At 64.7% G+C, this 12,351-nt stretch carries 10 protein-coding genes; all 10 read right to left on the bottom strand.

The genetic code is table 11. The features are described 5' to 3' along the window. Positions 1 to 5: 5 nt before the first annotated feature. On the bottom strand, positions 6 to 1,031 hold the full coding sequence (locus tag VGK27_12815) for an MraY family glycosyltransferase (protein HEY3490985.1): 1,026 nt from the start codon (positions 1,029 to 1,031) through the stop codon (positions 6 to 8). Beyond that, positions 1,031 to 1,807: an ABC transporter permease subunit gene (locus VGK27_12810; protein HEY3490984.1), complete on the bottom strand. Its 777-nt coding sequence runs from the start codon at positions 1,805 to 1,807 to the stop codon at positions 1,031 to 1,033. The genes VGK27_12815 and VGK27_12810 overlap by 1 nt, the downstream gene beginning before the upstream one ends. Next, positions 1,807 to 2,766, bottom strand: a complete 960-nt coding sequence (locus VGK27_12805) for an ABC transporter ATP-binding protein (protein HEY3490983.1) — start codon at positions 2,764 to 2,766, stop codon at positions 1,807 to 1,809. The genes VGK27_12810 and VGK27_12805 overlap by 1 nt, the downstream gene beginning before the upstream one ends. Then, positions 2,763 to 3,629, bottom strand: a complete 867-nt coding sequence (locus tag VGK27_12800) for a hypothetical protein (protein ID HEY3490982.1) — start codon at positions 3,627 to 3,629, stop codon at positions 2,763 to 2,765. Before VGK27_12800 ends, VGK27_12805 begins: the two co-directional genes overlap by 4 nt. Then, a complete protein-coding gene (locus VGK27_12795; protein ID HEY3490981.1) occupies positions 3,626 to 5,548 on the bottom strand; it encodes an O-antigen ligase family protein in 1,923 nt (640 codons plus the stop codon). The genes VGK27_12800 and VGK27_12795 overlap by 4 nt, the downstream gene beginning before the upstream one ends. Positions 5,549 to 5,557: 9 nt before the next feature. Continuing rightward, positions 5,558 to 6,058, bottom strand: a complete 501-nt coding sequence (locus VGK27_12790; protein HEY3490980.1) for a prepilin-type N-terminal cleavage/methylation domain-containing protein — start codon at positions 6,056 to 6,058, stop codon at positions 5,558 to 5,560. Positions 6,059 to 6,171: 113 nt separating this feature from the next. After that, a complete protein-coding gene (locus tag VGK27_12785; protein HEY3490979.1) occupies positions 6,172 to 7,695 on the bottom strand; it encodes a sigma-54 dependent transcriptional regulator in 1,524 nt (507 codons plus the stop codon). Continuing rightward, entirely contained in the window at positions 7,695 to 10,037 is a 2,343-nt protein-coding gene (topA, locus tag VGK27_12780; protein ID HEY3490978.1) for a type I DNA topoisomerase, read from the bottom strand. Before topA ends, VGK27_12785 begins: the two co-directional genes overlap by 1 nt. Positions 10,038 to 10,077: 40 nt before the next feature. After that, entirely contained in the window at positions 10,078 to 11,136 is a 1,059-nt protein-coding gene (gene dprA, locus VGK27_12775) for a DNA-processing protein DprA (protein HEY3490977.1), read from the bottom strand. Positions 11,137 to 11,220: 84 nt separating this feature from the next. Further along, positions 11,221 to 12,327 (bottom strand): LysM peptidoglycan-binding domain-containing protein, encoded by a 1,107-nt coding sequence (locus VGK27_12770; GenBank protein ID HEY3490976.1) that lies wholly within the window; start codon positions 12,325 to 12,327, stop codon positions 11,221 to 11,223. Between the last annotated feature and the right edge of the window lie 24 nt (positions 12,328 to 12,351).

Below are 12,351 nucleotides of genomic sequence, written 5' to 3'. Positions count from 1 at the left end.
CCCGCTCACATTCCCATGTCGATCGCCTTGAGCCAAAGGGCGATTCCGACCAGGAGCAGCACGCCGCTCCCGTACGCGGCGATCGACACGGTCGGCGTCATGTGCATCGCGGCCAGGCCGATCCCGGAAGAGACGGCGGCAGCCGCGCAGCTGGCCAGGACGGTCTGGCCGGTCGTCAGGCGCCAGCGGCGAAGCCGGAGGCCGAAGTGGTCCCGGCTGCCGGTCATGATGGAGACTCCCCGGCACATCCGGAGCCAGGACACGAAGGCGATCTCGAAGAGCGGCACGGAGAACAGCGCCAGGGGAGTCAGCCAGCCGAGCGGGTTGTAGTCGGTGTAGTCGCCGCGGATCGCGAGACCGCCCAGGAAGAAGCCGAGGAAAAGCGATCCGGTATCCCCGAGATAGATCTGTGCCGGGGGGCGGTTGAAGCGCAGGAACCCGAGCAGGCTCCCCAATAGCGCCGCACAGAGCACGAAGCCGATCCGGTTGCCGTTCGACAGGAAGACGAACCCCATCGCCGCCGTCGACACGCAGGCGACGCCTCCCGAAAGGCCGTCCATCACATCGATGAGGTTGAACCCGTTCGTCAAGACGATCATCCACAGGAACGTCAGGGCAATGTTGATAATCGGCGGGAACTGCTCGATCCGGATCCGGATGCCCGACTTGATCAGCAGGAACACCGCGATGACCTGGCCGAGCAGCTTGATCCGGGGGGAAAGGCCGCAGATGTCGTCGACCAGCCCCAGCAGGATGATGATCGAGGAGGCGAGCAATAGCCCCATGACGGTGTCGCTGAGCTGGATGAAAATGGCCCCGGGGAGGAGCATCGCCAGGTACACGGCAAGCCCGCCGAAATAGGGCACGGCCTTCTCCTGCGTCTTGAGTCCCCCGTCGGGACGGTCGACGATTCCGAACCGGCGCGCGGAGTCGCGGAACAGCGGCGTCAGGTAGAGCGACAGCAGCAGGGAAACCGCCAGCGCGGCAGTACCGGCAGCCAGGGGACTGGCGAGCGGCGACGTGTCGGCCACTATTTGAAATCCTTCCGGGAAAACAGGAAGCACGCCAGCGACAGGACCGCGGCGCAATAGCAGACCATATAACCGGCCGGCGCCAGCAGCAGGGAGACGGAGCGGGCCTGCCCGTAGACGACGTTGTTCTTGAAATTGAACAGTTCGAGGTTTGGCAGCAGGAAATAGACCGTCTTCCCCATCACCGCTACCGCCCGCGACCCGGATTGTGCCCCGAAGAACAGCAGGTCGCGGGTGATATGCCCGATCAGGAACATCGACAGGGTAAATATTGCGCTCAACACCGGCGTCGTGAACGTCGAAAAAAGCGAGGCGAGACAGGTGAGGAGGACGAGTTCCATGTAGATCCCGGTGGCGGCGACGAAGATCCCGGGCTCCATGCTGCCGCCGTACCGGTAACCCGCATGCACGATAAAAAGGACGATCGTCATGAAGAGCGTGATCAGCCCTAGCGTGGCGCACAGCCCGAGCGCCTTGCCGACGACGAACTCCCACCGCGGCACCGGCTTGGACAGGATGATGTAGACCGTCTTGCGGTCGATCTCCTGGCTGACGAGGGTGATGCCGATGAAGATGGCCATGACCACCCCGAAGATGTGGATGCTGGAGAGGCCGAGATCGATGATGATCCGGGCGAGGTCGCCGAAGGAGAGATTCGCAAGGAAGTTCGTCATGCCGATGACGAACAGGGCAAATGCGAGGATCGCGTAGAGAATCTTGTTTCGGATGGTCTCGCGGAACGTGTTGGCCGCGACGGGCAGCATGCCTTCCAGCATCAGCGGTTCCCCTCCCTTCTTCCGGCTTCCACCTGGGCCACGTAAACGTCCTCAAGATGCCGCTTGGCCGGGGTCACGGAGCAGACCCTTGCGCCGGCGGCGCGGGACAGGTCGACCCACCGGTTGGCCTCGTCGATGTCGGGCGCCCTCAGCACCACGGCGTTCCCCTGAATCGAGACCGCTTCCGGGGGGATGCCGCATTCATTCAAAACTGCCGGTGGAGGAGATGGCGACAAAACGATTTCGACGTACCGGATCTCGCGGCCCATCAGCTCGCCTACCGTATCCTCGGCGACCTTCCTGCCCTTGAGCAGCATGATGACGCGGTCGCACAGCGCCTCGACGTCGGACACGATGTGGGAGCTGAAGAACACCGTCTTGCCGGCAGCCTTGAGATCGCGGATCACGTTCCTGACTTCCATGCGTCCCATGGGATCCAGTCCCGACATCGGCTCGTCGAGAATCACCAGCTCGGGATCGTGCAGCAGCGCCTGCACAAGCCCGAGACGCTGCATCATCCCCTTCGAATATTTCCGGATCGCCTTGTCCTCGGCTCCCTCGAGCCCGACCCGGGCGAACATTTCCCGCGACCTCGCCGGGATGGCATCCCGCCCCATCCCGCACAGCCGCCCGCAAAGCGCAATGAACTCCCGGCCGGTCAGGTATTCGTAGAAGTACGGTTGCTCGGGCATGAATCCGATGCGGCGGCGAAGGTCGACCGATTTCCCCGCCTCTTCGCCGAACAGCGTCACGCGCCCGGCGTCGGGGAACGCAAGGTGGTTCAGGATCTTGATGGTGGTGGTCTTCCCGGCCCCGTTGGGGCCGAGGAAACCGACGATCTCGTTGGGCATGACGGTAAACGACAAACCGGAAAGCACTGGCACCCGTTTGCGCCAGAATCCCATGGGGTACGACTTCGATAGGTTCTCCACGCTGATGATCGGTGCCGGGGCCGTCATTTCACGAACACCTTGATCCTTCTTCCGGAGCGATTGCTGAACACATTCCCCTCCTGGTCGATGCGATAGGCGCCACCGTTGGGCTCGACGGGAAGCCTGGACAATATCCCGGCCCGCACGAGGTCGGTCAGCGACGCGGGCAACTTGCCGTTCGTGGAGCGGTAAGAATCGACGGCGCGCTCAAGCCGCTGGAGATCGCGCTCGATCGCCACATCGGCCGCCCGCCGCTCCAGCACGGCACGTCTCGCCGGGTCCTGTTCCTGCCGGATCATGACCGCGAGAAAGGAAAGCGCCGTCTCCGGGTCTTTTCCTTCGACCAGCATCCTTGCGGCCAACCGAGGAAGATATTCCGGGCTTCCCGGAAGGCGCGACGCATCGGCCATCGAACGCCCTCCCTCGATCGGTTGCCCGAGGATGAAGTAATGGGTGAACCCGAGGTAAAAGGGGATCTGCCAACTTTCAGGATGGCTCTTCCGGCCGCGCTCGAGCAGCGCGACCGCCCACCGTGCGTGCGCGGGCGACTCCCCGAGAATGAGGCCGCCAAGCAGGTAGATCGTCTCGAACCGCGGGTCGAAATTGGCCGCCGTATCGAGCAGCAATGCGAGACGGTCGTAGTCCGCCGGAGCCATCTTCCGGTTTCCCGCCACCTGGATGGCGCCCAGCCAGACCAGGTCGGCGCACGCGTTCCGGAAGCCGATCGCCAGGGACGGGTGCCGGCTGATCGCGACCGCCAGGTTGTCCACGGCGCCGTCCTGTCCGCCGGAGGACGCAAGGCCAGGCGACAGCCGGGAGGACAGCAGCGCCGACGCGCCGAGGAGCAGGATGGCGGCAGCAAGCGTCCCTGCTCTCGACAAGCCGCTCACGGCCCCGCGACACCCTTCAAAGCTTCCAGAATCGAGGTCACCCTCACGACGTCCACCTGCAGGAATGCTTTTTCCTCCGGTTCGCTAGCGACACCCCTGTAAGTGTAATACAGAAGAAGCCCCTTTTCGTATGCTTCGATCGCCCTTGCCGGGTCGTGCGACCGCCACAGGTCGCCGAGCAGCACCCATCCTTTTGCATAGCGAGGCTCGTCCTGAAGCGCCAGGGAGATTTCCCGGCGCGCGGTGTCCGGTCGTCCCAGTTCGTTGAGGATGACCGCCTTCAGATATCGCACATCCACGGCGTGCGGATTCAGGGAAATCGCACGGTCGCACGCCGCCAGGGCGCCATCGTACAGCCATCCCCGTCGAGCAGGCGGCACCATGGCCGTCGACCGGCTGTAGAGAAAGGCAAGCCGCGTCGGGTACTGCGCCTCGAGCGGATTCCGTTGGGCGGCCTCGATTTCCAGTTCGATCGCCCGGGCGAAGTTTCCCCCGCCGGCGCCGGTCGAGCCGGTCCGGAACGCGGCGGCGGACGCCTTGTCGGCGAAAGAAGCCCGCAATGGATCCGAGGCGACGGCCAGCAGGTATCGATTTTCCGCGGTTACGGGGTCGCCCGCCAATAAGGCGTCGTTTCCCTGTCGTTCGAACCACCAGCCGGCAAACGTCAGCCCGGAAAGGACAACCAACACGGTGAGGAGCGTTGCACCCGCCCACTTGATTGCCCCACCGATCCGCACGGGGATTTCCGCGAACGGTTTCCAGGTCCGGCCGCACACCATCGCGAAAGCCGTGGCATTGATCAACAGCAGCCCGAGGATGTGGTAGTTGCATTCGACCACGGCGTGGAGCCCGGAGATGAAGGGCAACATCGCAACGGCACGGAGATTCGGGTCGTTCGAGGAGATCGCACGCCGCCATGAAACGACCGCGACGACCCCCAGGCCGAGAAACAGGACGGCGCCGGGGAAACCCTGTTCCGACAGCGCGGAAAAGAACTCGCTGTGTGCGGTGTTGGCCTGCTTGGCAAACCGGACGATCGCGCCCGACGAAGGACCGCGGTAGGCGGGCCAGTAGAACTGGAAGTGTCCGGGACCGACCCCGAGCGGATGCGCCACGGCGATGCGCGTGGCCGCGCGCCAAATCGCGATCCGGTCGAAGGCGTACGGGTCGCCCTTTCCCATAAACCGCTCGGATAGCGGATTGGGAACGGTCAAAAAAACCAGCAGAAGGACCGCCACCCCGGCCATGACACGCCAACGGCCATAGCGTCGCATCAGCAGGACGGAAACGGCGACCAGCGCCACGAGCAGGGCGCCCCGGGAACGGGTGGCCAGCAGTGCCCCGGTCAGAAGGACTGTCACCACAGCCGCAACGACGCGACGCCTGGGAGTTTCGACGATCAGGGGCAGCAGACCCCACGCGGCTGCGCATCCGTAGAGCAGAAGCTCGGCGAGTTCGTTGGCGTTCCCCATCGTTCCCGCAGGACGCGGAATCCCGAATCCAAAGCGCTGGATGAGCGCGAGAAGTGCCTCCCCCATGGATACCGCGAGGAGTGCCATCAGGAACGGCCGCGCCGTCGCCCGCCCGGGCTCGTCTCCCATCCCCCGGACCAGCGAATACAGCAGCAATCCAAGTGTGAAGTTGAGCAGCCACTGGTAGGTCAGCCACGCATAACCCGGACGGACGACCCAGACCGCCGACAGCAGCCAGAGGGCAAGTACAAGCAGGTCGGGCAGCGCCGGCCGAAAGACGAGACGGTCGCGTCGGAACAGGCATGCTGCGGAGACGCCGAACAGGAGCAGGCGGATCAGGAGCGTGGCAGGCGGCCAGTCCCCCCCTTCGCCGACGAGCGCGGGGAGCAGCAGGACGACAAAAAAAAGGGGGGGCGCAAAGCCCCCCCTGAACGGTACCCGGTTCAATCCGGTGATTTAGATGCCGGTCTGCGTGTAGCGCAGGATGCGGACGTCGTTCATTTCCCAGCAGTCGAGCGGATCGGTGGTGCTGTTGTTGGGGTTGCCCGCCGCGCCGATCGTGAAGGTGTTGACCGTGACCGAAGGCGCCTCGCCTGCGACGCCGGTGTTGGTAATGTCGCCGAGCCAACCTGGTGCCGTGCCGTCTGCCTGCACGCCGGGTTTGCCCTCATGCATTAAGTCAAGCGTGGCCTGGACGGCGCCATCCTGAGTGTACTGGTAGCGCGTGATCCCCGTCGGCTTCCAGCCGACCTGCGTGAAATCGCCGAACTTGTTGGCGTCGCCGAAATAGGAGGTCTCGGCGGTGAAGATGGCGCCCAGGTTGGTCTTGGCCTCGGCAGTGCGCGACTTGGCCTGGAATTTCATGAAGTTCGGGATGGCGATGGCCGCCAGGATGCCGATGATCGCGACGACGATCATCAGTTCGATCAGGGTAAAGCCTTTTTTGCTGTTCAACATTGTTTCGTCTCCTTTCTGGAGTGGGGATCTCTTGTTGCCACAAGATACAGCACGCTACGTGCCACATGCGAGTAACTTATCGGAAGCCGACGGGCAAACTTTAGCGCATTTAATCATTCCATACCATGTTTGTCGAGCCTATAGCGCAGGGACCGGAAGGAAATGTTCAACAATTTCGAGGCCTCGGTCTTGTTGCCCCCGGCATCGGAAAGCGCTTTGAGGAGCAATTCCCTCTCGAGCCGGTCCATCTCGGCGTCGAGCGAGACCCCTCCCCCGGCCAGGGCATCGGGCGGAATCACGGTCCTGATCGCCTGCGGAGTGACGTTTTGCGGCACCTCCGGGTCCTGCTTGACCTCTGTACTGACATTTATTGTCAGTTCCGGTCGATCAATCTCGCGAGGGGTGACGAAGATTGTCGACTCCCCCCCATCGGGCGAGGGAAACGGGGCGCTGCCGGCGCAGAGGCGGGCGACCGCGGAGGGAAGCGCGTCGGGGACGATGATCTCGGAAGTCTCGATGATGGTGGCCCGCTCGATGATGTTTTCAAGCTCGCGGACGTTGCCGGGGTAGTCGTAGGCGCACAGCCCCGCCATCGCGTCGTTTCGGATGCCGCGGATCGGCTTGTCGAGCCGGGCGGAATATTTCTCGACGAACTGACGCGCGAGGAACGGGATATCCTCCCTCCGCTCGCGCAGCGGGGGGACGACGATCTGGATGACGTTGAGCCGGAAAAACAGGTCGTCCCGGAAGCGCCCGGCCTGCATCTCGTCCTCGAGATTGCGTTTGGAGGCGCACACGATACGGACGTCGACCGGGATGTCGTCGTTTCCGCCGATGCGCCGGACCGAGCGCTCCTGAATCGCCCGCAAAAGCTTGCCCTGCATCATGGGGGGCAGCTCGCCGACCTCGTCGAGAAACAGGGTGCCCTTGTGGGCCGCCTCGAACAACCCCTTCTTGGTCTTGATCGCGCCCGTGAACGCCCCCCGCACATGGCCGAACAGCTCGCTCTCCATCAGCGACTCAGGAATGGCGGCGCAATTGATCGGGACGAACGGGAAATCGTGCCGGGGGCTGCGCATGTGGAGCGCGGTGGCGACCAGCTCCTTGCCGGTGCCGCTCTCGCCAAGGATCATGATATTGGCGCCGGTGGGCGCCACCCGGTCGATCAGGGCGAACACCTTGAGCATCGACTCGTCGCGCCCGACGATCCCCTCGAAGGACGCCGTGTCGCGGACCTGCGCCCGCAGCTCGCGCGTCCGCTCTGCCGCTGCCCCGCGGCTTTCGAGCGCCCGGCGCACCAGCGCCCGCAGGTCGTTGTTGTTGAACGGCTTCTGGATGTAGTCGTAGGCGCCGAGACGCATGGCCTCCTTGGCGCTTTCGATCGTGCCGTAGGCGGTGAGCACCACCACCTGAGTGGAGGGATCCTTCTGGACCGCCGCCCGAAGGACCTTGAGGCCGTCGTCGTCGGCCACCATCTTCAGGTCGGTCAGGACGAGGTCGTACAAGTTATGGGCGATGGCCTGGCGTGCATCCTCGAGGGAGCCGCCGACGTCGACGGCATAACCCTCTTTCTCCAACAGCATTTTGAACAGCTGCCGGAGACTCTGCTCGTCGTCGACGACGAGGACGCGCGCCATCAGCCCTCAGATACCAATCGCCCCTTGCATCCCTTGCGGAGGCAGGCGATCACCGTTTCGCCCCCTTTGCGGGTCCGCTCGGTCATCGCAGGGAATCCGCATTCGGGGCAGGTCAGCGCCAACGGCTTCGTCCACGAGGCGAACTTGCAGTCGGGATAGCGCGAGCAGCTGTAGAACATCTTGCCGAACCGCGAGACGCGCTCGACCATGTCGCCCTCATGGCACTCGGGGCACTTGACGCCGGTCGGCCAAGGCTTGCTGTTCCGGCACTCGGGATAACCCGAGCAGGCGATGTAGCGCGCCCCCTTCCAGCGGCGCACGATCATCGGCTTGCCGCACTTGTCGCAGTCGACGCCCGCCTCTTCGTCGGGAAGGATCTCGACCTTGCCGTCCTCGGTCTCGCGGAAGTTTGCGGTGTTCTTGCACTCGGGATAGTTGCGACAGGCCAGGAAGCGGCCCGCACGGCCGAACCGGATGACCATCTCGCCGCCGCAGGCGGTGCACGGGATGCCCGTCGCGATCAGCTCGTCCTTGACCTTGGGCATGGCGATCTTCGCCCGCTCGAGCTCTTCGGAAAATGGCTGGTAGAAATCGTCGAGCGTCTGCCGGAACTCGCGCTCGCCGTCTTCGACCTGGTCGAGCTCCTCTTCCATCTGCGCCGTGAACGCCACCTCCATCACCCTGGGGAAGCTGGCCTCGAGCAGGTCGGTGACGACGTTGCCGAGCTCGGTCGGCCGGAAGCGCCCCTCTTCGAGCTTGGCGTAGTGCCGGTCCTTGATGGTCTTGACGATTGAAGCATAGGTCGACGGGCGGCCGATCCCCTGCTCTTCGAGCTCCTTGATGAGGGAGCTTTCGCTGAAACGGGGCGGAGGCTGGGTGAAATGCTGGGCGGGGAGCAACTCGGCCAGCGCAAGCTTCTCGCCCTCGGTCAGGGCGGGAAGGAGCGTGTCGGCATCTTCCTTGTCGGGATCGGTGGCCGATGTGGTCGCGTCGACGTCGACCGATTCCTGGTAGACCTCGAGGTAGCCCGAAAAGCGGGGCACCGAGCCGGATGCGCGAAACAGGTAGCCGCCCGCCGGTGCGCCCGCCGGATCGCACCGGATATCGACCGTGGTCTGCTCGAATTCGGCCGGCGTCATCTGCGATGCGACGAACCGCTTCCAGATCAGCTCGTAGAGCCGGAACTGGTCGCGCGACAGGATGGACCGGACCGCCTCCGGGGAATATTCCATGGAGGTGGGACGGATCGCTTCGTGCGCGTCCTGGGCGCTTTTCCGGTTCTTGTACTGATTGGGGACTTCCGGGAGCCAGGCTTCGCCGTAGGTGGACCGGATGTGGTCCCGGACGGCGAGGAGCGCCTCGTCGGCCACGCGCATCGAGTCGGTACGCATATAGGTGATGAGGCCCACGAGGCCTGCGCCCGGGATATCGACCCCTTCGTAGAGCGACTGGGCCACCATCATCGTCTTGTAGGGCTGCATGCGCAGGCTGCGCGACGCTTCCTGCTGGAGCTTGGAGGTGGTGAACGGCGCCGGTGCGGTACGGCGGCGCGTCTTCTTCTTGACCTCCTTGACCACGAAGGGGCCGTTCAGGACCGCTTCCTTCAGCGCTTGCGTCTCGTCGCCCGTGCGGGGACGCACCTTCTCTCCCCCCGCTTCGGTGAGCTTGGCCAGGAACGAGGGCGGCAATGCCGCATTGAAGCGCGCGGTCAGCGACCAGTATTCCTCGGGAACGAACGCATTGATCTGCTTTTCGCGGTCGCAGACGATCTTGACGGCGACCGACTGGACCCGCCCGGCGGAAAGGCCCCGCTGGACCTTGCTCCACAACAGGGGGCTGAGCGTGTAGCCGACGAGCCGGTCGAGGATCCGGCGGGCCTGCTGGGCGTCGAACCGCTGCCGGTCGAGCTCGAGCGGATTGGCCATCCCCTCGGTGATGCCCTTCTTCGTGATCTCGTGGAACATGACGCGGCGGATCTCGACGGGCGTCTTCGGCTTGGCGGCCTCGGCCTTCTTGCTGCGCCCCTTCTTTTTGAGCGCGTCGGCCCGGATGGCCTGGGCGATATGCCACGCGATCGCCTCCCCCTCGCGGTCGGGGTCGGGCGCCAGATAGACGGTGGAAACCGTCCGGGAGGCCTCGAGGATCTCACCGAGAACCTTCTTGCGATCCTTGATGACGACGTAGGAAGGCTCGAAGCCGTTGTCGACGTCGACCCCGATCCGGCTCTTGGGAAGATCCATCACGTGCCCCATCGAGGAAAGCACCTGGAATCCGCGCCCCAGTATCTTTTGTATGGTCTTGGCCTTGGCCGGCGATTCGACCACGACGAGAGATTTTGACATCGTTCCTCCGCACCCGGGCATCTTTGCCGGGAAGACTTGTTCAAACGGTCATTCTTATATAATAGTTGCCCGCGGTTTTCCTAATCAAATTCGTCTGCTCCATCCGGAGGAGGAGTGGCAGCAGGTCGCAGGCCGGCAACCGGAGCCCCCTGGCGATCTCTTCGACGTGCCTCGCCTTCCGGAGATATCGAACCACTTTTCCTTCGGGCGTCGAGGGATCGGGACCCGGCGGCCTCCCCAGCGCGAGCAGCACGTCGCCCGCGCAGGTCACCGGCGCGGCGCCATCTCGAAGCAGCCGGTTGCTGCCGGCCGTGTGCGGGAAAAAAGGGCTTCCCGGCACCGCCATCACCTCGCGTCCCTGGTCGAGCGCCAGCCGGGCGGTGATAAGGGCGCCGCTTCGAAGCGACGCCTCTGCGACGATCGTCGCCCGCGTCATTCCGCTGACGATCCGGTTCCTTGCGGGGAATCGCCAGGCAACCGGCGCGCTTCCGGGGGCGTATTCGGAGATGATCGCCCCCCGCTCGCGGATCCGTTCGCGCAATCGACCCGATTCGGGCGGATAGACGACATCGACGCCGCAACCGAGCACCGCGACGGTCGGCCCCCCGCCTTCGAGCGCCCCCTCGTGCGCCGCCGTGTCGACCCCCCGCGCCAGCCCGCTGACGATAACGACCCCGTCGGCCGAGAGGTCCGCCGACAATTCTTTCGCGAACGCCTTTCCGGGAGCGGTCGGGGCTCGACTCCCGACGACGGCCGCGCCCCCATCCGTGTCGACGGAAAGGCCCAGGCGAAACAGGACCAAGGGGGCATCGGCGATTTCGAGAAGGCGCGTCGGATATTCGGGCGAGCCGGCCGGAATGATTTGGATGCCGGCCTTGGCGCAATCGTTCCGGATGCGATCGACCTGCTCGCCCGCGACACGGGAAACCACCGCGTCATATCCCTTTTCGAGAAGGGTCGTGGACGGCAGAACATCGGGCGGCCCCGCCAGGCGCAGCGGCGATCCGGCCTGCAATCGACGCAATTGGCGGATCGTGAAGCCTTCGATCGTGGACAGGCGAAGCAGCAGGTCGAGCGCCGGCGATTCTGGCGTGGACAAGATTCCCCCGAGGGCAAATGAGGTGCGCCGACCCTGGGTGGCAGGGCCGGCGCATCGATCTCATCAAACCTCGTGCCGTTGATGCTAGCGGGGAACTCCCCGGACTACGCCGACCCCCGCAGGGAACGACTGCCGGCTCTCGACCACGTAGGCGGTCGAGAACGTCTGCGTGGTGTTGATGACGACCGCACGCGCCACCTCGATGCGCGGAGCGACTTCCTGGGTCGCCTCGTCCATCTTTCCCGCCTCCTCGTTGAAGATGCGGAAGACGTTGCCTACCGCGACGCCCGCCTTCTCGCCCTGGTCGAGGTAGATGGAATCGCCGGTTGCCATTTCGCGATTCTCGCGGCGGCCGGTGATGACGACGCCCTTGAGTCCCGCGTCTCCCGGGTTGATCGCCACGGGCTTGTAGGCAGGAATCTCGTCGGTGATCAAGTCGGTCTGCACGATATCCTCGAACGAAAAGCGGACCTTGCCGGTCGTGGATCCGTCCTCGGTTCCGGTCACCTGGATGACGCCGACGAGGTACTTCACGTACCCGGCGAAGGGCCGGGCGGAAGGGATGGTGATCGGCCCCCGCACCCGGTAGACGCCCAGCAGCTGGCCGTCGGGCAGCGGATTCTTCATCGTCAGGTAGAGTTTGTCGCCCTCCGCGAATTCCTGCTGGCGGCCTTCACCGCCCCGGATCGTGGCGATCGTCTTGGGAAGGGCCCGGGTGAACTCTCCGGTGTGGATGAAATCCGCCGGTTTGATGTTGAGCATCCGGGGGCCGGCCGGGGCAGGCTTGGACCGGATGGCCGGTGCCCTGACCGGCTCGGGTTCGGCCGGCAGCGGTTCGGGGTTCTGGGCCGAGGCGACGGGGACGGGCCGCGGCGGTGGAGCGCCGGCCACCTGGTAGTCCCGCTCGGGCGGGGGGAAGATCGTAATCTCCGTGCCGGGATAGATGTAGTGGGGATTGGTCAGGAAGCGGTTGCGCTCCCACAGTTCGACCCACTTCCAGGGGGACCCCAGATATTTCGCCGACAGATCCCACAGGGTATCGCCGGCGGCCACCTTGTAACGCAAGCCATCCGGCCAGGCGGCGGCTCCCTTCGGGGCATCCTGCCCATCGGTGGCGGCACGCAACGCCCCCGGGAGAAAACCGACTCCCAGAACGGCGAACAGCGCCAGAACAGCAACCCGTCTTTTCATGCCACGCACCTCGCTTCGGACGCT

It is taken from the genome of Candidatus Deferrimicrobiaceae bacterium (assembly GCA_036504035.1).
Lineage (GTDB): Bacteria > Desulfobacterota > Deferrimicrobia > Deferrimicrobiales > Deferrimicrobiaceae > JANXPS01.
This window is presented reverse-complemented; position numbering and strand designations above follow the sequence as displayed.